The organism is Aminobacter sp. BE322 (assembly GCF_050433525.1).
In the GTDB taxonomy this organism is placed as follows: Bacteria; Pseudomonadota; Alphaproteobacteria; order Rhizobiales; family Rhizobiaceae; genus Aminobacter.
On record NZ_JBNPXB010000005.1, the window covers coordinates 1 to 21,509 of the forward strand.

The 21,509-nt window shown below is 67.1% G+C and carries 15 protein-coding genes; 4 read left to right on the forward strand and 11 right to left on the reverse strand.

What is annotated here, in order from left to right; all coding sequences use genetic code 11:
- The first annotated feature begins 552 nt into the window (after positions 1-552).
- Positions 553-2,517 (forward strand): peptidoglycan DD-metalloendopeptidase family protein, encoded by a 1,965-nt coding sequence (locus J2X50_RS09560; protein ID WP_429094274.1) that lies wholly within the window; start codon positions 553-555, stop codon positions 2,515-2,517.
- Here the strand turns inward: J2X50_RS09560 and J2X50_RS09565 are convergent.
- Positions 2,507-4,021: an MFS transporter gene (locus tag J2X50_RS09565; protein ID WP_429094276.1), complete on the reverse strand. Its 1,515-nt coding sequence runs from the start codon at positions 4,019-4,021 to the stop codon at positions 2,507-2,509. The genes J2X50_RS09560 and J2X50_RS09565 overlap by 11 nt on opposite strands.
- Positions 4,022-5,467: 1,446 nt before the next feature.
- Between J2X50_RS09565 and J2X50_RS09570 the strand changes: the two genes are divergently transcribed.
- The 3 genes from J2X50_RS09570 to J2X50_RS09580 are packed head-to-tail and all read left to right on the forward strand — an operon-like array spanning position 5,468 to position 6,968.
- On the forward strand, positions 5,468-6,163 hold the full coding sequence (locus J2X50_RS09570) for a glutathione S-transferase family protein (RefSeq protein ID WP_429094278.1): 696 nt from the start codon (positions 5,468-5,470) through the stop codon (positions 6,161-6,163).
- The gene (locus J2X50_RS09575) at positions 6,160-6,501 is read left to right on the forward strand and encodes an ArsR/SmtB family transcription factor (protein ID WP_429094280.1); all 342 of its coding nucleotides are present in this window, start codon (positions 6,160-6,162) and stop codon (positions 6,499-6,501) included. The genes J2X50_RS09570 and J2X50_RS09575 overlap by 4 nt, the downstream gene beginning before the upstream one ends.
- On the forward strand, positions 6,498-6,968 hold the full coding sequence (locus J2X50_RS09580; protein WP_429094282.1) for an SRPBCC family protein: 471 nt from the start codon (positions 6,498-6,500) through the stop codon (positions 6,966-6,968). Before J2X50_RS09575 ends, J2X50_RS09580 begins: the two co-directional genes overlap by 4 nt.
- Before the next feature lie 24 nt (positions 6,969-6,992).
- On the opposite strand, the gene J2X50_RS09585 is transcribed toward J2X50_RS09580, so the two are convergent.
- The 10 genes from J2X50_RS09585 to J2X50_RS09630 all read right to left on the reverse strand — a co-directional run bounded on the left by J2X50_RS09585 (position 6,993) and on the right by J2X50_RS09630 (position 21,120).
- Positions 6,993-7,628 carry a DUF922 domain-containing Zn-dependent protease gene (locus tag J2X50_RS09585; protein WP_429094283.1) on the reverse strand — a complete coding sequence of 212 codons (636 nt, stop codon included), beginning with the start codon at positions 7,626-7,628 and terminating at the stop codon, positions 6,993-6,995.
- Between the two features lie 69 nt (positions 7,629-7,697).
- A complete protein-coding gene (locus tag J2X50_RS09590) occupies positions 7,698-8,930 on the reverse strand; it encodes a DUF2778 domain-containing protein (RefSeq protein ID WP_429094285.1) in 1,233 nt (410 codons plus the stop codon).
- Positions 8,931-9,228: 298 nt separating this feature from the next.
- Complete coding sequence (locus tag J2X50_RS09595) at positions 9,229-10,599, reverse strand: L,D-transpeptidase family protein (RefSeq protein ID WP_429094287.1); 1,371 nt, start codon at positions 10,597-10,599, stop codon at positions 9,229-9,231.
- 149 nt (positions 10,600-10,748) lie between these two features.
- Positions 10,749-11,111 carry an MmcQ/YjbR family DNA-binding protein gene (locus tag J2X50_RS09600; RefSeq protein WP_429094289.1) on the reverse strand — a complete coding sequence of 121 codons (363 nt, stop codon included), beginning with the start codon at positions 11,109-11,111 and terminating at the stop codon, positions 10,749-10,751.
- A 307-nt stretch (positions 11,112-11,418) separates the two neighbouring features.
- Positions 11,419-14,022 (reverse strand): ATP-dependent chaperone ClpB, encoded by a 2,604-nt coding sequence (clpB, locus tag J2X50_RS09605; RefSeq protein ID WP_429094291.1) that lies wholly within the window; start codon positions 14,020-14,022, stop codon positions 11,419-11,421.
- 225 nt (positions 14,023-14,247) lie between these two features.
- The gene (locus J2X50_RS09610; RefSeq protein WP_429094293.1) at positions 14,248-15,030 is read right to left on the reverse strand and encodes a DUF4167 domain-containing protein; all 783 of its coding nucleotides are present in this window, start codon (positions 15,028-15,030) and stop codon (positions 14,248-14,250) included.
- A 304-nt stretch (positions 15,031-15,334) separates the two neighbouring features.
- A complete protein-coding gene (gene prmC, locus J2X50_RS09615) occupies positions 15,335-16,204 on the reverse strand; it encodes a peptide chain release factor N(5)-glutamine methyltransferase (RefSeq protein WP_429094294.1) in 870 nt (289 codons plus the stop codon).
- Positions 16,205-16,417: 213 nt separating this feature from the next.
- Positions 16,418-17,497, reverse strand: a complete 1,080-nt coding sequence (gene prfA, locus J2X50_RS09620) for a peptide chain release factor 1 (RefSeq protein WP_347967330.1) — start codon at positions 17,495-17,497, stop codon at positions 16,418-16,420.
- Positions 17,494-19,767, reverse strand: coding sequence for a phosphoenolpyruvate--protein phosphotransferase (ptsP, locus tag J2X50_RS09625; RefSeq protein WP_429094762.1), 2,274 nt, complete (start codon positions 19,765-19,767; stop codon positions 17,494-17,496). Before ptsP ends, prfA begins: the two co-directional genes overlap by 4 nt.
- A 78-nt stretch (positions 19,768-19,845) precedes the next feature.
- Positions 19,846-21,120 (reverse strand): aspartate kinase, encoded by a 1,275-nt coding sequence (locus J2X50_RS09630; protein WP_340040505.1) that lies wholly within the window; start codon positions 21,118-21,120, stop codon positions 19,846-19,848.
- Between the last annotated feature and the right edge of the window lie 389 nt (positions 21,121-21,509).

The window sequence follows — 21,509 nt, forward strand, 5'->3', positions numbered from 1 at the left end:
GCGCGCCGCCCTCGTTGTTGAGGCGTATATAGTCGCCCCCCCTTCAAACTGTCAACGACCTTTTTCCGACTTTTGCGAATTTTTTGCGACAAAACTCCAGACCCCAGAAAAACCCTGCGTAAGGGCACCGAAGAAAGTGCAGACGGCTCAATTCATCCACCCCACGGGCCTCAATCTGGACGGGAAGCTGCCCATAAGGTCACAGCAATTCAGACGAAATCAGCCTCGTTCGGCCGGTGCGAAGCACTCGATCGGGACAAAGCTTCCAGCCTCCGATGCGGCAAATGCTGCAAAGCCGGCTCCGGAGCGGTGGACAACGCCGAGCGCGGCCGGCCAGCCTCAATCCCGCCCCAATGCGGGCGAAAGTCTCGTTGCGTCCCAGGGCGCGAAGCGCGGCCGGGCCGGCGCTCGAATGCCCTCTATATATAGGAGAGCGATTGCGGCCTCGGCGCGGTATCCGCCGCTTCGTTGACTTGGGCCGCCATGACAGGCAAATGTCTTGGCATTCAAAAGCAGATGGGCGCCAAGCGCCGGGGACTTTAGCCGTACTGGATGCAGGATACGGACCAGACCATAGCCGAGCTCGGCAATGAGCCGCCGCTGATCGCGGACGGTCGCGCCGGCCCGCCGGACCGGCGCGAGGTGTCGGCCCGCTGGCTGTCGGGTACCTTCCTGACCGGCGTGACCTCGAGCGTGCTGATGGGCGTCGCCCTGTTCGCCGCACTCGACGGCCGCGAGAAGCTGGCCACCCCGCCCGAGATCGCCGAACTCGCCAGCACGGCCGCCGGGGGCGATTCCGGCGAGCGGGCCAAGACCGCCCGCGTGGCGCCGCTGCGCCAGATCGCCAAGGCGAAGGACCGGCGGCGCATGGAAGTGTCGATGATGACCAAGGTCGGCGACCGCGACGTCGTCCGCACCATGCCCTTCGTCCAGATCAAGATGGCGCTCGCCGCCAACCGTCCCTCGACGCGCAACTATCCGCCCTTCGACCCCTTGAGCGTGTTTGCCGAAGAGGGCAGCGCCCAGCCGGCCTCCTCCGCCCCGACCGGACAGATCTACGGCGTCAAGGTCGAGAGCGAGATGAGCCTGAAGACGGTCGACTTCCCGATCGAGACGGCCGCCTTCGACGAGACCAGCGCCATGTCCGCCGCCGAGGTCGAGAAGGTGGTGCGCGATACCGGCGGCAGCCTGACCGAAGGCGACATCCAGGTCGCCGCCCTGCATTACGTCGATCCGCAGCGCTTCGGCGACGCCTTCGCCGACCAGACGCTGGCCGGCTCCTACGGCATCAGGATCGTGCCGGAGAACCTGTCGGTCTCGGTGCGCGAGGAGATCGCCCCCGACACGCTGTCCTATGCCGAGGACATCATCCCCTTCGAGAGCGACCGCAAGATCGTCGACGCGCTCGCGGCCGCCGGCTACGAGGGCGACGACGCCAAGGGCATGGCCAACGCCGTCTCGCGGCTGCTCAACGCGACCGCGCTCAAGGCCGGCACCGTGCTGCGCGTCGGGCTGGAGGTGCGCGGCGATGCCGGCAAGATCGTGCGCACCAGCGTCTACGACCGCACCCAGCACGTGCTCACCATCGCGCTCGACGACCGCGGCCAGTTCGTGCCCGGCAACGAGCCCGAACCCAATCCCGAGCTGGCGACGGCCTTCGAGAGCACGCCGACCGTGACCACAGCGCGCGGCGCGCTGCCCAGCATCTATGACGGGATCTACCGGGCCGCCTATTCCTACGGCATGTCGGAGGACATGACCAAGCAGCTGGTACGGCTGCTCGCCTCCGACGTCGACTTCCAGTCGCGGCTCAATCCGTCGGACCGCATCGAGGTGTTCTTCTCGCAGCCCAACGGCGACGACCAGATGTCCGAGGATTCCGAGCTCCTCTATGTCTCGGCGACCTTCGGCGGCAACACGCGCAACTTCTACCGCTTCCGCATGGAAGACGGCACGACCGACTATTTCGACCAGGACGGCCGCAGCTCGCGCCAGTTCCTGCTGCGCAACCCCGTCCCCAACGCCCGCTTCACCTCCGGCTTCGGCGCGCGCAAGCACCCGATTCTCGGTTATGTGAAGATGCACACGGGCGTCGACTGGGCCGCCCCGACCGGCACGCCGATCATCGCGCCGGGCAACGGCATCGTGGAGAAGGCGGGCTGGGCCGGCGGCTACGGCAAGCAGACCATCATCCGCCACGCCAACGGCTACGTGACGTCCTACAACCACCAGAGCCGGATCGCCCCGGAGGTCGTTGCCGGCGCGCGGGTGCGCCAGGGACAGGTCATCGGCAATGTCGGCACGACCGGCCTGTCGACCGGCTCGCACCTGCATTACGAGCTGATGGTCAACGGCACCAAGGTCGATCCGATGCGCGTGCGCCTGCCCACCGGCCGCGTTCTCGCCGACGGCGAACTCGAGGCGTTCACGAAGGAACGCGAGCGCATCGACGAGTTGCTCAAGGAAGGCAACGAGGACGCGCTCAAGGTCGCGAGCACCGACAAGGTCAGCGGCTAGACTTTTCCTTCCTCGCCCATGACGGCTGCGTGACCCACGCGACCAGTGCCGCCAGCCAGCACATCGCCGCCGCGATCCAGGCGATCGTCGAAAAGGCCAGGTTGGTCGCCTCGACGCGCAACGCCTCCGCCGCGGGTTCGAGCGGCGCGGCCGTCAGCGCGCCGAATTCGGCGCCGGGCGCGGCCGTGCCCAGGACCTTGGCAAAGACGATGCCGGCGACCGCGCCGAGCGAGGCGACCGCCATCAGCCCGGCCGCGCGCGCCAGCGCATTGTTGATCCCTGAGGCGAGGCCGGTGTCCTCGTCGGGGGTCGCCCGCATCACCGCCGCCGAGATCGGCGAAACCACGATGGCCATGCCGAGGCCCTTGAGCAGCAGGATCGGGAACATCACCTGCCAGAGCAGCATCAGCGGCATGGTGAGCGCGAGCCCGGCATAGGACAGGCCGACGATAGCCGCCCCCACCGTGAGCGGCAAACGCGGCCCGATCGCATCGGCGAGGTTGCCCGAGCGGCTGGAAAACGTGGCGATGAACAGGGACAGCGGCAGGAACAAGAGGCTCGCCTCCCACTCCGAAGCGCCCCAGCCGGAAATCACCGTCATCGGCAGGAAGAACAGGATGGCGCTGAAGGCGAAGAACAGGATCAGCGTGTAGAGGTTGGCACCGGTGAAGGCGCGCGAGCGGAACAGCTCGAGCTTCACCATCGGCGCCCTTGCCCTTTTCTCCCAGACCACGAAGGCAACGAAGATCGCGGCGCCGATGGCGATCCACGCCCAGGGCGAGACGGCGCGCGTTTCGGCCGGCAGGCCGAGCGCGGTCAGCCCCCATGCCATGAGGCCGAGGCCGACGGTGGCGAGCAGCGCGCCGCCGACGTCGAGCCGCCGCCTGGAGGACGGCCGGTCCTGCGGCACCTTCGAGAACAGCATGTAGAGCGCGACCAGGCCGATCGGCATGTTGATGGCGAAGATCAGCCGCCACATCCATTCGGCCCCGAAGGACAGCACCATGCCGCCGACGAACGGCCCCATCGCGGTGGTCAGCGACGAAAACGCCGCCCACTGGCCGATCGCCTTGCCGCGCGTCTCGTTGGGATAGGACTTGGCGATGATGGCGAGGCTGCCCGGCACCATGAGCGCCGCGCCGACGCCTTGCGCCGCGCGCATCACGATCAGCATGTCGGCATCGACCGCAAGCGAGCATGCCGCGGAGGTGACCATGAAGGTGAGGATGCCGAGCGCGAAGATGTTGCGCACGCCGAACACGTCGCCGGCTGCCCCGCCGAGCAGGACGAGCGCCGACAAGAACAGCATGTAGCCGTTGCTGATCCACTGCGCGTCGACCAGCGAGGCGCCGAGATCCTCGCGGATGACGGGCATGGCGAGCGACACCACCGAGCCGTCGATGAAGCCCATGCTGGAGGCCAGGATCGCCGACACCAGCACGTAGCGCCGCGCTTCGGGCGGACAGAAGGCGGGGGCGGACGCGGCGGCGGCAGGCTGATTCATGACACAAACCCTATTTCGGGCTTGCCCAGACGTGAAGTGACCCAGCGACGCGATTTGTCGGATCCAGGACGTGGCGCGCTGCCTCGGGCGACCCCACCCCGATACTCAGGGAGGGAGGAGACGCAGTCCTCGCGCCTGTGAGAGGACACCCACCGCCCGCTCATTCCTTCCCACCCCCCTCTGCCCTGCCGGCGTTCGTCGTTCGAAAAGCCAAGCAATTGGCTTTTCGTCGCCTTCGGCGACCACTCCTCACCCCCCACAAGGGGGAGATTGGCAGCTCCGACGCCTCGCCCCTTTCTGCCGACTTTCAAGGAATTCTGTTGCAACGCTGGTGATTGGCCGGGACGTCGATGAGGGCCCGATCTCCCCCCTTGCGGGGGAGATGGGCGGCAGCCCAGAGGGGGGTGCTGTCCCGCATGCCTATCCATCGCCACGCTCGCTTTCGCGCCTGGCCATTGTCAAAGAACACTCCCTTGCCGGGAGGTGGTTCGGGAAGCGGGGCGCGAGGCCGAGCCTTCCGATAGATTGATACGTGGCGCGACCCCCGCGCCCCGCCCGGTGTCTGTCCCTCGGTCGGCCGGTCACAGGTCCGTCCCACGGTCTTTTCGTGGCCTGAACCCGCGGCTTCTCCGCACCGTCCGGCACCCGCCATTTGCGGCGCGCGCCGGACGACGCCGGCCTGTCGACGGGCCCTCGGAGCCACGGCTACCGCAGCCGTGGCGGGAGGTCACCGCCGCCCTTCCTGACACCCGGTGCGCACCAGGTCCCGACAAGGGCGATGGCACAAGGATACGGGAGGTTTTGCAGGGGTGGAAAAACGGCAAGATTTCTCCACGCGGTCTGCTGACAGAGTTCCTGACAAACTGGCGTGCGCGGAGAGCAAATCTTCAAGGTTGCGATCCTTCCCACCCCCCTCTGTCCTGCCGGACATCTCCCCCACAAGGGGGGAGATTGGCGGCTCCGGCGTCTCGCCCGCTTCTGCCTGCCTCTCAAGGAAATGCTCCTGCAACGCTGGTGGTTGGGAGGGGCGTTGATGACGGCCCAATCTCCCCCCTTGTGGGGGAGATGGGCGGCAGCCCAGAGGGGGGTGGGAAGGAATGAGACGCAGAAAGATTATCCACGCCGAAACAGGGCCCACAGAAAAGCTGTCCTGGCGAAAAATCCCCGGCCCCGTGGGAAAGGTTTCCACCCGCGAAGACAGACGTCACGGCATGGATCCTGGGGTCTCCGCGACGGCGCTGACGCGCCTGCTCTGCCCTGGGATGACGAACGCACGTTGGCGATTGGCCAACCTCCAAAGCCGTTAAGAGGAGGGTCCGTGCCGGGTTCGTGCAAGGGCGCCTCTCCCCTCCCCTGCAAACAGTTTCCGGCCACGGAAAGTTTTTCTTGCCAGGCAGACATACCCACGATAGTTTCCAATTACGGAAACTGTTGAGACATCCCTCGATGACGACGCTGACGCTCTACATCCATCCCCTCGCCTCGTTCTGCCACAAGGTGTTGACCGCCTTCTACGAGAACGGCACCGACTTCCGCCCGGTGACGGTCGATCTCGGCGATCCAGGCTCAGCGGCGCAGCTCATGGAAAAATGGCCGGTCGGCAAGATCCCGGTGCTGCACGACGCGGCGCGCGACCGGGTGGTGCCGGAAACGAGCATCATCATCGAATATGTCCAGCGGCACTATCCGGGACCGGTGCCGCTCCTGCCCGTGGACGAAGACCAGCGCCTCGATGCCCGGCTGTGGGATCGCTTCTTCGATCTCCATGTCGGCGTGCCGATGCAGAAGATCGTCACCGACCGGCTGAGGCCAGAAGGCGGCAACGATGCGATCGGCGTCGCCGACGCCAGGCGTGCGCTCGCCACGGCCTACGCGGTGATCGAAACGCAGCTCGAGGGGCGGACATGGGCAACCGGCGACGCCTTCACCATCGCCGATTGCGCCGCCGCCCCCGTCCTGTTCTTCGCCTCGATCGTGCATCCGTTCGGCCCCGGCCAGGGCAAGCTGGCCGCCTATTTCGAGCGCCTCGTGGCGCGGCCGTCGGTGCGGCGGGTGCTCGCCGAGGCGAGGCCGTACTTCCCGCTGTTCCCCTATCGCGAGGCCATGCCGGAACGCTTCCTGGCAGAGGAGGTGCTGCCATGATCGACGCCGCCCCGCTCGACCGCATGTTCACCGCGCTCGCCGATGCGGGCCGCCGCGGCATGGTCGAACGGCTGAGCCTCGGCCCCGCCACGGTCAAGCAGCTGGCCGGCCCGACCAACATGGGATTGCCGTCGGCCCTGAAGCACCTCAAGGTGCTGGAGGACGGCGGCATCGTCGTCTCCCGGAAGGTGGGGCGGACACGCACCTTTTCGATGCAGCCGGACGCCTTCCGTGAAATGGACGAATGGGTGCGGGCGCGCAAAGCCACCATGAACATGGCCTTCGACCGGCTAGCCGAAGCGATGAAGGCGTTTCCCGAGGAGGACGGCACGTCATGAACCAGGTCATGCACACCACCTTCGTCATCGAACGCGAGCTTCCGGCGAGCCCGCGGCATGCCTTCCGCTTCTGGTCGGACCGGGAGCTCAAGCGGCGCTGGAACGACTGCCATCTCGACTGGCGCGTGCTGGAAGACGCGTTCGACTTTCGCACGGGCGGCATCGAGAGCAAGCGCTGGCGCATGCCGGACGGGGCCGAGCTGGCCTTCCGCGCCGACTATTTCGATATCCTGCCCGGGCAGCGCATCATCTACGGCTTCGAGATGAGCATGGGCGGAGAGCGCATCTCGGCTTCGCTCGCGACCCTCGAATTCGCGCCCGGCGGCGCGGGGACGCAGATGAAATACACCGAGCAGCTGGCCTTCCTCGGCGGGGCCGACGCCATGGCCGCGCGCATCGCCGGCACCGGCGACGGCTTCGACCGGCTGGTGGAGCTGGCCGAACGGGGCACCGCCAGCGTGAACTGAGCGGGGCGGCCAGGAACGGGGCCGCTATCCGCCGTTGACCAGATCGAGGATGAGCCGGTGGACGTTGCCGCCGTCGCTCATTTCGGCGCGGTCGAAGTCGCTGCTCTTCCGGCGCTGGGCAAGCGACAATTCGGCGAGCCGCTTGGTGAGCTCGGTGCGGACCTTCTGGCACTTCGGATCGGCTGGCGCCGAGAAGCCGATGCTGACCGCCTCGATGGCCCTGACCATCTCCTTGATGTGGTCGCCATGCACCTGCTCGTGCTTGTAGACGCCGGCGGCGAAGACGTCCCAGTTCTTCCGGACTGCGGCCGGCAGGCTGCCGGACGGCTTTGGCAGCCGGTAGGTGACGATGAGCTTGGGCGTGGCCGAGACCAGCATGCAGGCACCGAAGGCCTGCGGCTCGTATTTGCGCTGCCAGGTCAGCTTGAAGTCGGTGTAGGCGATGGTGCGCATGCCGTTGCTGGCCTTCGGGCCGTTCTCGCCGATCGAGGCGTAGAGTGCGGGGCCGGTCTTGCCCCAAATGGCATAGGGCTCGATCTTCTCGACCGGCTTCCATTCGGCATGGGCGGGCGCGCCGGCAAGACAGGCCGCAAACAGGATCGATCGGAAAACGGTCTTCACGCGGTGTCCCCTGCCGGAAAGCTCTTGCCCATGCCTCATAGCGGCAACCGGCAGGCGATGGCTAGACCAAGACGGCGCCGGCGATCCGGCGGCGCCGTTGCCCCGGCGTCAGATGGTCTTGCCGTTGGAGGCGAGGCGGAAGCTCTCGCGCCCGCCATTCGGCACCACCACCAGCTGCTTGACCTTGCCGGCCTTGAAAGCGGCGAGGAAGCGCGGGTAGTCGGCGAAGGCGACGCAGCCGTGCGATTCCTCGCGGCCGCCGCGCAAGAGGTAGCTGTGGGTGAGGAAGCCGTCGCGGCCGTATTTGTTCTTGCCGTCGACGGGCAGCATGCGGATCGCCTCGACGCCGTGGAAGCGGGTTTCGCGCATCCTGAGATTGTAGGTGTGCGGCGGGGTCGGGCCGTTCATCTTGACGTTCACGTAGCGAGGATTGTCGGCCATGTTGCCGATGCCCGAATGCGCCTCGAGCACGCTGCCGTCGGGCATGTAGACCTTGGCGGCACTGATGTCGTAGACGGCGACGCCATTGCCGGCCCGCGCCCCACCGCCGCCGAACAGGCTCCTGAGCGACTGGCCGAGGCTGCCGCTGCTCTTTTTCTGCGCCGGCTCGTCGGGCCGCGCAGTGGCTACGGCCTGCGGCTGGGCCGGTTCGGCTTCGCCGGCCTTGCCGGCCGCGGCCTTCGGCTCGGCCAGCGGCTCCGGCCGGACATCGGCCTGGCCGGCGCGAGGGCTCGGCTGCGGCAGGGGACCATTGGACGGCGTTTCTTCATAGACCGGCACCGCCGCGGCCGCATCGGCCTCGGCATCCGGATCCTGCGCGGCGGCGGCAGGGTCTGCGCCTTCCGGGCCGACGAGGAGAGTGGAGAGCGCGGTGCCGGCGTCGGCGCCTGCCGCGGGACCGGCATAGGCGAGCAGGGTCTGGGCCCCGGCGGCCGCCGGCGAGGCGAACCGGTCCGCGCCGGGGACTTCGGCGACTTCCCCTGGATTGGCGGGGTGCGCGAACAGGGCGGCGAGCTTTTCGGAGGTCAGTGCCGCCTCCCGGACAACGGCGTCGAAGCGCGTCGCGTGGCCGATCTCGGTATGGCGCGCGGACTTGCCGAGGCTGCCGGTGATGCTGGCGGCGATGACGGGATGCGCCTTGGAGATGACCGGGCGCGATGCCTTGTCGGTGCTGACATAGGCGACCGGCGCCTGCACCTTGGCCTGCTTCAGGGTGTGGTGATGCTGCCTGGGCATGAGCTGGCCCGGACCCAAGGCGGCGGAGCTGCCGACCGCCACCATGCCGGCCACCGACCACACGGCGGCGCCCGCAAAGGCGGTGCCCAGGGAGGTGATCAGCAATGGACGCAACAGACGGCGCAATGACTGTGCAGGAACGATCTTACTCAAACGCGTACCAAACCGGTAAGCCGGCATAGGCCTTCGGATCGACGGGCGACCGTGGCTGCGAGACTTCCGGATTGTCCCCAACTTTGACCAGTGACTGACAAAGGGTGGACAAATATGGTTAAATTTTGCTTGCCGGCGGCGGCGATTGTCCGGGTCCGGCACCTGCAGGGGCCAACGGCCAGCGGCTGGCGGTCGGCGAACGTCACTCCGGCCGTGGCGGGACCGGCGAAGGCGGAAGTGCCGCCCTGCCCTATTCGGTGAACTCGACCGGCACGCCCGCCTTGACGATCTTGGCGAGTTCGCGCGCGTCCCAGTTGGTCAGGCGCACGCAGCCGTGGCTGGCGGTCTTGCCGATCTTGGAGGGTTCGGGCGTGCCGTGGATGCCGTAGGTCGGCTTGTCGAGCGCGATCCACACCGAGCCGACCGGACCGTTCGGCCCCGGCGGGATGGTCAGGATCTTGTCGTTTTCGCCCTGCTTGAAATTGATCTTGGGGTTGTAGGTGTAGTTGGGGTCGAGCGCGACGCGCGACACCGCGTGGATGCCGGTGGGCGAAGGCGTGTCGGTCGAGCCGATGGTCGCCGGATAGGCGGCGACCAGCTTGCCCGCCTCGTCATAGGCGCGGACCTGCTTCAGGCCCTTGTCGGCGACGATGCGCGCCACCGGCTTGTTCACCAGCTTGCCGAAATTGGCGACCTTGATGATGGTGCCCGGCCGGTTGAAGTTGGCCTCCGGGTTGAGCGCCTTGAGATAGGCTTCGTCCATGTGGAAGCGCTCGGCCAGCATCTCGGGCACGGAGGTGAAGCTCATCCGCTCGAGCCTGGCCTTCTCGCCATAGTCCTCGGGGATCGAGGCGACATAGGGGCCGGCGGCGTCTTCCGGGGTGATGGTGTAGGAGCCGAAGGCGTCGCCGCCGCTCTCGGCCAGCGCCTGCCGGATGCCTTCGGCGTCGGTGGATTTCAGGCTCGTGCCGGTCAGCTCGTTATAGGCGGCGAGCGCCTTGTCGACATTGGAGCCGAAGCGGCCGTCGATGACGCCCGGGGAGGCACCGGCGCGGTCGAGCAGGATCTGCAGCGACGCGATGTCGTCGCGCCCGCGCACCGCGATCGAGGGCTCGATCGCCTTTTCGGTGATGGTCGGCGGCTCGCGCACGGCGAGCTGGTCGTCGGTGCCGGGCAGCGGTTCGCGCTCGACGACGCGCGGCCCGGGCGCCTCGGGGAAGGCGTTGGGATCATTGTAGTAGTCGTCGGCGTAGGGATCGGAGGGCTGCGCCGGATAGTCGTCGGAATAGCCGCCGCCGTCGACCGGCCCATCGAGCAGGACGTCGCCGTCGCGGTAGTCGCCGCGCAGCTCCTGCCGGCGCGTCTCGCGGCGCAGCGCCTCGCGGTTCATGCGCGAGCCGGGCGGCTGCACGGCGACGACCTTGCCGGTGTAGGGATCGACGATGACGCGGTTGCCGCGGCCGTCGTAGAAGACCTCGTAGTCGGTGGCCTGCGCCAGCATGACGGTGCCGGCGGGCGCAGCCGCTTCGCCTGGGCTTTCCTGCGGCACGACGGAGCCCGCCGCATGCCCGGCCGATACGCCGGCCAGGAGGGCCGACAGCACGATGATCCTGCGCAACATGGTCGCCGTTCTCTCCGGTAACTGGCTTTCCAATGCCTGTGCGGACGAAGCGTTCCGCCGCCCGCTACCCCTTATTCACCAAACTGGTTAACCCTTCCAACATGAACCGGGCATGAAAATGGCTGGCACCACGGCATCGGCGGCACGCGCTAGAGCGGGAGGCCGAGGTCCTTGCGCACCGCCCTGGTGAGCTTGGCGGCGATGAGGCGGTGGCTCTCGCGCAGATAGTCCTTGAGCGCATCGGCATCCATGCTCTCGCCGCTGCGGCGCTGGATCCACTTCATGCCGCGCGAGGCGAGATAGGGCGCGGGGCGCAGACCCGGCTGCTCCCTGAGCACGTCATAGGCCATGTCGGAAACCTTGAAGGTGACCCACAGGCCCTCGCCGTCGTTCCAGCCGCCGATGGCGAAGACCTTGCCGCCGACCTTCCAGACATGCGAGCCGCCCCACTGCACGACATGGGTGGTGTGCGGCAGCGAGGCGCAGAAGCCGTTGTATTCGTCGAGAGTCATCTTAACCCCATGAACATGCTGGGATTCCACGCCATACGAAAGGAACCCCCACCCCTGACCCCTCCCCACAAGGGGGAGGGACACCCCGTGCGTATCCGCAGCCCAACCCGTCGGCGGTCTTGATGGGAGCGGTGGCAAGCCCTGCTCCCCCTTGTGGGGAGGGGTCAGGGGTGGGAATGCAAGACCGCCACGCCCTCTGCTGCTTCCAGCACCCCCATCCGTCGCCTCCGGCGACACCTTCTCCCGCAAAGGGGAGAAGGCATTGACGCTTCGACCCTCCCCGCAAGGGGGAGGGTAACGGCGGCGCTTAGGCCGCCTCTTCCGTCACCACGCCCGCCTTGGAGCGGAAGTTGAGCCGGTCCGAACCTGCGGTGATCTTGACGGTCGAGCCGTCGAGGATTTCGCCGCCGAGGATACGTTCGGCAAGCGGGTCCTGCAGTTCCTTCTGCATGACGCGCTTGAGCGGACGCGCGCCATAGGCCGGGTCGTAACCCTTGTGCGCCAGCCACTCGATCGCGTCGGGGGCGAGGTCGAGCGTGATCTTGCGGTCGGCGAGCAGCTTTTCGAGCCGCTTGAGCTGGATCGCCACGATCTTGTCCATGTCCTGCTGACGCAGGCGATGGAACAGCACGATCTCGTCGATGCGGTTCAGGAACTCCGGCCGGAACGCCGCCTTGACCGCCCCCATGACCTCGTCGCGGACCTGGTCGACATCCTCGTTTTCGCCCAGCGCCACCAGATATTCGGCGCCGAGGTTCGACGTCATGATGATCAGCGTGTTGCGGAAGTCGACGGTGCGGCCTTGACCGTCGGTCAGGCGGCCATCATCGAGCACCTGCAGCAGCACGTTGAAGACATCGGGATGTGCCTTTTCGACCTCGTCGAACAGCACGACCTGGTAGGGCCGGCGCCGCACCGCTTCGGTCAGCGAGCCGCCTTCCTCATAGCCGACATAGCCGGGAGGCGCGCCGATCAGCCGGGCGACCGAGTGCTTCTCCATGAATTCGGACATGTCGATGCGGACCATCGCATGCTCGTCGTCGAACAGGTAGTCGGCGAGCGCCTTGGTGAGCTCGGTCTTGCCGACGCCCGTCGGGCCGAGGAACATGAACGAGCCGATCGGCCGGTTCGGGTCCTGGAGCCCTGCCCGTGCCCTGCGCACGGCTTTGGAAACCGCCTGCACGGCCTCGCCCTGGCCGACGACACGGACGCCGAGCTCGTCTTCCATGCGCAACAGCTTCTCGCGCTGGCCTTCGAGCATCTTGTCGACCGGGATGCCGGTCCAGCGCTCGACGACATGGGCGACGTGATCGGGCGTGACGGTCTCCTCGACCATCGAGCCACGGCTTTCCTGGGCCTCGGCCTCCTGGAGCTTCTTTTCGAGCTCGGGGATGCGGCCATAGGCGAGCTCGCCCGCCTTCTGGAACTCGCCCTTGCGCTGGGCGATGGCGAGTTCGTTGCGCGCCTCGTCGAGCTTGCCCTTGAGGTCGGCGGCGAGGCCGAGCTTTTCCTTTTCGGCCATCCACTGGGCAGTCAGCGTGGCAGATTCTTCCTCGAGCCCGGCCAGTTCCTTCTCCAGCCTTTCGAGCCGGTCGCGCGAAGCGTCGTCCTTTTCGAGCTTGAGCGCCTCGCGCTCGATCTTGAGCTGCATGATGCGGCGGTCGATCTCGTCCAGCGCCTCGGGCTTGGAATCGATCTGCATGCGCAGCCGCGAGCCGGCCTCGTCGACGAGGTCGATGGCCTTGTCGGGCAGGAAGCGGTCGGTGATGTAGCGGTTCGACAGCGTGGCCGCGGCAACCAGCGCCGAGTCCGAGATGCGCACCTTGTGGTGCTGCTCGTACTTCTCCTTGAGGCCGCGCAGGATCGAGATGGTGTCCTCGACCGTCGGCTCCTCGACGAAGACCGGCTGGAAGCGGCGGGCAAGGGCCGCGTCCTTCTCGACATGCTTGCGGTACTCGTCGAGCGTGGTGGCGCCGACGCAGTGCAGCTCGCCGCGCGCAAGCGCCGGCTTCAGCAGGTTGGACGCATCCATCGCACCGTCGGCCTTGCCGGCGCCGACCAGCGTGTGCATCTCGTCAATGAACAGGATGATGCCGCCGGCGGCCGCGGTGACCTCGGAGAGCACGGCCTTCAGCCGCTCCTCGAACTCGCCGCGATACTTGGCGCCCGCGATCAGCGCGCCCATGTCGAGCGCCATCAGCTGCTTGTCCTTGAGGCTTTCCGGCACGTCGCCGTTGACGATGCGCAGCGCCAGCCCCTCGGCGATCGCCGTCTTGCCGACGCCGGGCTCGCCGATCAGCACAGGGTTGTTCTTGGTGCGCCGCGACAGCACCTGGATGGTGCGGCGGATCTCGTCGTCGCGGCCGATCACCGGGTCGAGCTTGCCCGAGCGGGCGTCCGCAGTCAGATCACGCGCGTATTTCTTCAAGGCATCGTAGCCCTGCTCGGCACTGGCCGAATCTGCGGTGCGACCCTTGCGGATCTCGTTGATGGCCTGGTTGAGCGCCTGGGCGGTCACGCCTGCTTTGGCCAAAATCTCGGCGGTCTTCGCCGACTTCTCGACGGCAAGCGCGGTGAGCAGGCGCTCGACGGTGACGAAGCTGTCGCCGGCCTTCTTGGCCATGTCCTCGGCGGTCGAGAACACCTTGGCGAGCGGCTGCGCGAGATAGAGCTGGCCGTTGGCGCCCTCGACCTTGGGCATGGCCTTGAGCGCCGCCTCGACGCCGAGGCGGACGTCGCGGGCCTTGCCGCCGGCGCGTTCGATCAGCGAGGCGGCCATGCCTTCCTCGTCGTCGATCAGCACCTTCAGGATGTGCTCGGGCGTGAACTGCTGGTGATTGTTGGAAAGGGCGTAGGTCTGCGCGGACTGGATGAAACCGCGCACGCGTTCGGAATACTTCTCGAGATTCATATCTGTCTCCACTCCGTCGCCGGCCCGCTTAGCGGCACCGGTCTGGTTCAAGGTGACGGGTCCGCCCAATCGGGCCGGACCCTGCTGGGCGTGATATGGGGAGTAGGACGATATCCCTCAAGGAGCTTTGATCGAAGTCAAAAAACAAAAACGGCGAGATTTTCATCCCGCCGTTTCGCAATCATCAGCAATGCTTCGAGCCTCGCCGGCCTGGCGATACCCGCATCAACCCTCGACGGTGGCCGGCGCCTCGGCGCCTGCCTCGGCCTGCGGCTCGGCGGCAGTCTCGCCACGACGCGGGCGACGGGTGCGGCGAGGAGCGGGAGCAGCCTCGCCCTCTGCTGCTGGGGCAGGCATGGCCTCGGCCACGGGTGCGGCCTCGGCGACGGCGGCCTCAGGCGCTTCCACCGCGGCGGCTTCGGCCGGTGCGGCAACGACCTGCGGCTGGTCGTTGTGGCGGCGATCGCCGCGGCGGCCCTCGTGACGGTTGCGGCCGCGTTCGCGACGTCCCTCGCGCGGCTGCTGGCCTTCGGCAGCTTCGGGGTTCAGCGCCACTTCGGCGGGCGTGCCTTCGATCTCAGGCTGCGGGCCGGTGCCGTTGGCGACCGGCAGCGGCTGCTGGTGCTGCTGCGCGGGCTGAGATTCGGCGGCGTTGCCGACCGTTTCCTCGTCGCGCTCATCATCCAGGTCGGCATCGAAGTCGTCGCGGGCCTGCTGCTGGTGCTGGATCGGCATCTGCGCCAGGGCGGCGGCAATGATGCGATTGTAGTGCTCGGCGTGCTGCAGATAGTTCTCGGCCATCACGCGGTCGCCGGAGCTTTGCGCGTCACGGGCGAGGGTTGCGTATTTTTCGGCGATCTGCTGCGCGGAGCCACGGATTTTGACGTCTGGACCGTTGCTCTCGTAGTTGCGCGTGAGGGGATTGGGTCCCTTGCGGTTGTTATTATTGTTATTGTTATTGTTGTTGTTGCGCCCGCGCATGCGCCTGTTCTGCTGTTGTGGCCTCATCAGATTCTCTTCGTGTTGAAATCTTGCTCCGAACCGCTGCCCTTCCGGAAACAGCCGGTTCGTGTTCTTCCGCTGGTGTTCGCCCGCAAAGCCTGCGCTGGCGCCACATGCCGTCCTTTGTCGGTTACATGTCTGCCGAACGATCCCCGCACGAAGCTAGAGCGTCGTCTACGCAAGAAGGCAGCAAGTTTCCTTGGGAAACCGAACGTAAAGAGTACTGCCTGCTTCGTCTCATCCGGTCGCCCGGAACCTAGCGGCATTCACATTCCTTGCCAAGCGGTTTTTTGCGGTGCCACAAGGCCTTTCACCGACTGAATACGAGCACGCGGTCATTGCCGCCCAAGTCCTTGCGCTGGGCGATCAAATCGTAGCCGGCCCGCTCGAATAGTTCGGTCACGTCGCGTCGCTGGTCGTGTCCTATCTCAAGGCCGACGCAACCGCCCTCTTCGAGGTGGCGTGCGGAGCCCGACGCAATGGCTCTGTATGGTTCGAGACCGTCCGGGCCGCCATCCAGCGCCCGGCGCGGATCGAAGTTGCGAACCTCGTGCTGCAAATCCTCGATCTCTGATGAAGGAATATAGGGAGGATTTGAGACGATTAAATGGTAACGGCCATCAATTCCGGCAAACCAGTCGGATTTTTTTGCGGTGAACCGCCCGGCGACGCCGAGACCGGCGGCGTTGGCGGCGGCGGTTGCGAGCGCATCGTCGGAGACGTCGACGCCGGTGGCGACCGCATGCGGCTCCTGCGCCAGGAGCGCCAGCGCGATCGCACCGGTGCCCGTGCCGAGGTCGAGGATGCGGCACACGCCTTCACGTGCGGCCGTGTCGCGGACGAAGGGCAGCACGGCGTCGACCAGCGTTTCGGTATCGGGGCGCGGCTCGAGCGTCTCCGTCGAGAGACCGAGCCGCATGCCGTAGAACTCGCGGAAGCCGAGGATGCGGTGCACCGGCTCGCCGGCAATGCGCCGGTCGAGGGCGGCCTCCACCTGCCGCACCACCGCTGCTGCCACCGGCGTGTCGGGGCGCAGCACCGCATCGGTGCGGGTGGTGGCGGAAAAATGCTCGACGATCAGCCTGGCGTCGAGGCCGGCATCGGAGATTCCCGCATCGGCGAGGCGGCGGCGGGCGGCGAGGTGGAGTGCCGACAGCGTCGTTTCGGCCGGTGGGTTCATGGGAGCGCCCTGCCCTGGATAAGAGGCCAGGCGTAAGCACCCCCACCCCTAACCCCTCCCCACAAGGGGGAGGGGAACCGGCTCGTCGCCGTCTCGACCAGGATCGTCGAAGACCGGGATGAAGCTGAAGTGCCGCGAAGTTCCCCTCCCCCTTGTGGGGAGGGGTTAGGGGTGGGGGTAAACTGACGCAGGCGCATCACCCCGCCCTCGACCTCAGGCATCCGTGCCCATGTCCGCCAGCAGCTTCGACTGGTGGTCGGCGATCAGCGCGTCGACCACCTCGTCGAGTTCGCCCATCATCACCCGGTCGAGCTTGTAGAGCGTCAGGTTGATGCGGTGGTCGGTGAGGCGGCCTTGCGGGAAATTGTAGGTGCGGATGCGCTCGGAACGGTCGCCCGACCCGACCTGCGACTTGCGCGAGGACGAGCGCTCCTCGTCGGCGCGGCTGCGCTCCATGTCGAAGAGGCGGGCGCGCAGGATCTGCATGGCCCGCGCCCGGTTCTGGTGCTGCGACTTTTCCGCCTGCACCACCATGATGCCGGTGGGCAAGTGGGTGATGCGCACGGCCGAATCGGTGGTGTTGACGTGCTGGCCGCCCGAGCCCGAGGCGCGCATGGTGTCGATGCGGATGTCTTCGGCGCGGATCTCGATGTCGACCTCCTCGGCCTCCGGCAGCACGGCGACGGTGGCGGCCGAGGTGTGGATGCGGCCGCTGGCCTCGGTCGCCGGCACGCGCTGGACCCGGTGCACGCCCGACTCGAATTTCAGATGCGCGAACACGCCCTTGCCCGAGACGCCGGCAATGATTTCCTTGAAGCCGCCGGCATCGCCGTCGCTGGCGGACACCACCTCGAAGCGCCAGCCGCGCGAGGCGGCGTAGCGTTCGTACATGCGAAACAGGTCGCCGGCAAAAAGCGCGGCCTCGTCGCCGCCGGTACCGGCGCGGATTTCGAGGATGGCGTTCTTTTCGTCGGCGGCGTCCTTGGGCAGCAGCAGGATCTGGATCTCGTGCTGCAGCCCTTCGATGCGGTCCTCGACCTCCGGCTTGTCCATCTCGGCCAACGCGCGCATCTCGGCGTCGGTGCCCTTGTCGCCGAGCATGGCGTCGAGGTCGGCCAGCTCCTGCTCGGCGCCGCGCAGGGCGCGGATCTTGCCGACGAGATCCTGGATGTCGGAATATTCGGACGCCATCTTGACGTAGGCGTCGGGGTCGGGGCCGGCGGCCATCTGCGCTTCGAGCATGTCGAAGCGCTTGACGACTTGGTCCATTCGGTCGCGGGGCAGGGAAATCATAGGGGTATGGAACGGTCGTCCGCAAAGGCCTGGAGCAGCGCGCGCATCGGCAGGCTGGCCGCAGGGCCGGAAAGGTTGTCGTCGAGGAAGGACTTGAGTTCCCCGACCGGGAGTTCGGTGAGCATCGCCTTGACCGGGCCGATGGAGGCCGGCGACATGGAGATGGAGCGGTAGCCGACGCCGATCAGCGCCATGGCCGAGATCGGCTTGCCGGCGAGTTCGCCGCACAGCGTGACGGGCGTGTGGTTGCGCACGCCGGCATCGGCGATCTGCTTGAGCACGCGCAAGAAGGGCACCGACAGCGGGTCGAAGCGGTCGGCGAGCTGGGTGTTGCCGCGATCGGCGGCCATGACGAACTGGAACAGGTCGTTGGAGCCGACCGAGACGAAGTCGACCGCCTGCATCAGCTCGTCGAGCTGCCAAAGGAGCGCCGGCACCTCGATCATGGCGCCGAGCTTGAGGCTGGTGGGCAGGTGGTGGGCGAAGCGCGACAGATGCCGCACCTCGCGGTCGATGATGTCGCGCGCCTGTGCGATCTCGGCGAGCTCGGTGACCATCGGCAGCATGACCTTGAGCTCGCGCCCGCCGGCGGCCTTGAGCAGCGCCCGGATCTGGGTGCGCAGCAGGCCCGGACGGTCGAGGGTGAGGCGGATGGCGCGCCAGCCGAGTGCTGGGTTCTCCTCCTCCTGCACCGAGCCCTTGAAGTAGGGCAGCACCTTGTCGCCGCCGATGTCGATGGTGCGGAAGGTGACGGGGCGGCCCTTGGCCGTGTCGAGCACGTCGCGGTAGAGCTTCTCCTGCGCCTCGGCGCGCGGGAAGGTGGAGGCCACCATGAACTGCAGCTCGGTGCGGAACAGGCCGATGCCGGCTGCACCCGCCTCGGCGAGTTGCGGCAGGTCGACCGCGAGGCCGGCGTTCATCAAAAGGTCGACCTTGACGCCGTCGGCGCTCTCGGACGGCTTCTTGCGCAGCTCGCGGTAGAGCTCCTGGCGGCGGGCGCGGAAGCGCACCTTCTCGGCGTAGGCGGCCTCGAGGTCGGGCTGCGGCCTGAGATGGATCGTGCCCTCGTCGCCGTCGACGATGATCGGGTCGCCGTTCTCCGACATGGAGACCGCGCCCTTCATCTGGCCGGCGACGGGGATGCCCATGGCGCGCGCCACGATGACGACGTGGCTGGTCGGCGCGCCGTCCTCCAGCACCAGGCCGCGCAGGCGGTCGCGCGGATAGTCGAGCAGCTCGGCAGCACCCATCGAGCGGGCGACGATGATGGCGTCCTTGGGCAAGGAGGCCGCGATGGTTTCGGGGCCGCGGCCCATCAGCTGGCGCAGCAGCCGGTTGGCGAGATCGTCGAAATCGCTCATCCGCTCGCGCAGGTAGGGATCGGTCATGTGCAGCATGCGGGCGCGCATGTCGCTCTGCACCTTCTCGACCGCCGCCTCGGCCGTCAGGCCGTTGCGGATCGCCTCCTCCAGGCGGCGCACCCAGCCGCGGTCGTTGGCGAACATCCTGTAGGCTTCGAGAACCTCGCGGTGCTCGCCCTCGAAGGCGACGTCGCGGCGCGACAGCATGTCGTCGATGGAGAGCCGGAGCGAGCCGAGCGAATCCTCGAGCCGGCGCATCTCCTCGTCGCTGTCCTCGTTGAACAGGTTGGTGACGACGATGCGCGGCTCGTGCAGCACGACATGGCCGAGGCCGACGCCTTCGTTGAAGGAGTTGCCGGTGAACGACGCAGGCCGGGTGAGGTCGAGTTCGAGGCCGGGACGGCTGAGCCTGGCTATGTCGCCCGAGGCGATCATCTCGGCGATGACCATGGCGGTGGTTTCGAGCGCCTCGACCTCGTCGTCGCGGTAGTGGCGCATGGTCTTGTTCTGAACGACGAGCACGCCGAGCGTGCGCCCTGCCCTCAAGACCGGCACACCGAGGAAGGAGTGGTAGATCTCCTCGCCCGTTTCCGGCAGGTAGGCGAAGGCTGGGTGCTCCTGGGCGTTGGAGAGGTTGAGCGCGCGGGCGCTCGCCGCGATCGTGCCGACCAGGCCCTGGCCGAGACGCAGCTGGGCGAGGTGCACGGCGTTGGGGTTCAGACCGACGGTGGCGTAGAGCTCGAGGACGGAGTCGGCGCGAAGCACATAGAGCGAGCAGACCTCGGCCACCATGTTGGCGGCGATGTCGCGCACGATCCTGTCGAGCCGCTCCTGCGGCTCGAGGGGCTCCGCCATCAATTCGCGGAGCCGTTTCAGAAGTACGCGAGGCCCTGCGGCCATGTCACGCATCATTCACCGTCTCCAATGCTTTGGAACCGGCGCGGCACATGCTGCACGCCGGCAACGCGGTGACGCTCGATTCCTATACTACTGCTTATCGAGACCGTAGACGGAATGCAAAGTCCGAACAGCAAGTTCGGTATACGGACCGTCGATCAATATCGAAATCTTGATCTCGGACGTGGTGATGGCGCGGATATTGATGCCCTTGGAGGCCAGCGCCTGGAAGGCGGTGGCGGCAACGCCCGCGTGGCTGCGCATGCCGACGCCGATGACCGACACCTTGGACATGCCCTCGTCGTGCTGGACGGCGTCGAAGCCGATGTCGGGGCGGATCTTCTCGAGCACGGCCAGCGCCTTGTTCACGTCGCCCGAGGGCACGGTGAAGGTCATGTCGGTGAACTTGCCGTCCTCGGAGATGTTCTGGACGATCATGTCGACATTGATGTTGGCCTCGGCGAGCGGCCCGAAGATGCCGCCTGCCACGCCCGGCCTGTCGGCGACGCGACGCAGCGAGACCTGCGCTTCGTCCTTGGCGTAGGCGATACCGGTGACGACCTGCTGTTCCACGATTTCATCCTCGTCACAAATGAGAGTACCAGGCGGGTTGAGGAAATCGCCCATGCCGGGCGCATCCGGATCCTCGAAGGAAGAACGCACGAAGGTGCGCACCTTGTGCACCATGGCGAGTTCGACCGAACGCACCTGCAGAACCTTGGCGCCGAGCGACGCCATTTCAAGCATTTCCTCGAAGGAGATCTTGGACAGGCGCCGGGCCTTGGGCTCGATGCGCGGGTCGGTGGTGTAGACGCCGTCGACATCGGTGTAGATGTCGCAGCGGTCGGCCTTCACGGCGGCTGCGATCGCGACAGCCGACGTGTCGGAGCCGCCGCGGCCGAGGGTGGCGATGCGGTTGTCGGGCGCGATGCCCTGGAAGCCGGCGACGACCGCGACCTGGCCTTCCTGGAAGCGCTTGATCAGGAACGAGCCGTCGATGTCGAGGATGCGCGCGGCGCCATGCGCCCCGTCGGTCTTGATCGGGATCTGCCAGCCCTGCCACGAGCGGGCATTGACGCCGATCGACTGCAGCGCGATCGCCAGAAGGCCCGACGTCACCTGCTCGCCGGACGCCACGATGGCATCGTATTCGCGCGCGTCGAAGAACGGGCTGTTCGCGCCGGTGGCCTTGGGCATGCCCTGGACCCAGCCGACGAGTTCGTTAGTCTTGCCCGACATGGCCGAGACGACGACGGCGACCTCATGGCCGGCATCGACCTCGCGTTTGACGTGCCGCGCCACGTTATGGATGCGGTCAAGGTCGGCGACGGACGTCCCGCCGAACTTCATCACGATGCGCGCCATGGAAGCGAAAAGCCCTTACCTGTGCGCCGGCCTCGCGAAAGACCGGAAAATGGTTGAAAACACCGCCGGTTGGCGCGGTGCCGAATGCGCGGCCTCCATATCCAAAACGGGCGCCTTCCGCAAGGACGCCCGGCCAGACAAATCACCGCGCCCGATTTGCCGGCATGCGACCGACGGCCGCCGAAAAGCCGGTGGCCGAGACCGGCGGATGCCAGGCGGCGCAGGCGATAGCCCCGCCGGCATCGACTTGTCGCACGCATCGATCGCGGTCACGGCCTGGCGAACGGAACACCAGAAACCTGCGTATGCGCACCGCCAACGGGCGATCCGTCGGCGGCTCCGCCGCTGCGGGCCCGCCCGACGGTGCCGAAAACGTGCCTTGACAATCC

Bases quoted from the DNA above. Each gene is read 5' to 3' on its own strand.
- J2X50_RS09560 (WP_429094274.1), top strand. From the start codon at position 553: ATGCAGGATACGGACCAGACCATAGCCGAGCTCGGCAATGAGCCGCCG.
- J2X50_RS09565 (WP_429094276.1), bottom strand. From the start codon at position 4,021: ATGAATCAGCCTGCCGCCGCCGCGTCCGCCCCCGCCTTCTGTCCGCCC.
- J2X50_RS09570 (WP_429094278.1), top strand. From the start codon at position 5,468: ATGACGACGCTGACGCTCTACATCCATCCCCTCGCCTCGTTCTGCCAC.
- J2X50_RS09575 (WP_429094280.1), top strand. From the start codon at position 6,160: ATGATCGACGCCGCCCCGCTCGACCGCATGTTCACCGCGCTCGCCGAT.
- J2X50_RS09580 (WP_429094282.1), top strand. From the start codon at position 6,498: ATGAACCAGGTCATGCACACCACCTTCGTCATCGAACGCGAGCTTCCG.
- J2X50_RS09585 (WP_429094283.1), bottom strand. From the start codon at position 7,628: ATGAGGCATGGGCAAGAGCTTTCCGGCAGGGGACACCGCGTGAAGACC.
- J2X50_RS09595 (WP_429094287.1), bottom strand. From the start codon at position 10,599: ATGTTGCGCAGGATCATCGTGCTGTCGGCCCTCCTGGCCGGCGTATCG.
- J2X50_RS09600 (WP_429094289.1), bottom strand. From the start codon at position 11,111: ATGACTCTCGACGAATACAACGGCTTCTGCGCCTCGCTGCCGCACACC.
- clpB (WP_429094291.1), bottom strand. From the start codon at position 14,022: ATGAATCTCGAGAAGTATTCCGAACGCGTGCGCGGTTTCATCCAGTCC.
- J2X50_RS09610 (WP_429094293.1), bottom strand. From the start codon at position 15,030: ATGAGGCCACAACAGCAGAACAGGCGCATGCGCGGGCGCAACAACAAC.
- prmC (WP_429094294.1), bottom strand. From the start codon at position 16,204: ATGAACCCACCGGCCGAAACGACGCTGTCGGCACTCCACCTCGCCGCC.
- prfA (WP_347967330.1), bottom strand. From the start codon at position 17,497: ATGATTTCCCTGCCCCGCGACCGAATGGACCAAGTCGTCAAGCGCTTC.
- ptsP (WP_429094762.1), bottom strand. From the start codon at position 19,767: ATGCGTGACATGGCCGCAGGGCCTCGCGTACTTCTGAAACGGCTCCGC.
- J2X50_RS09630 (WP_340040505.1), bottom strand. From the start codon at position 21,120: ATGGCGCGCATCGTGATGAAGTTCGGCGGGACGTCCGTCGCCGACCTT.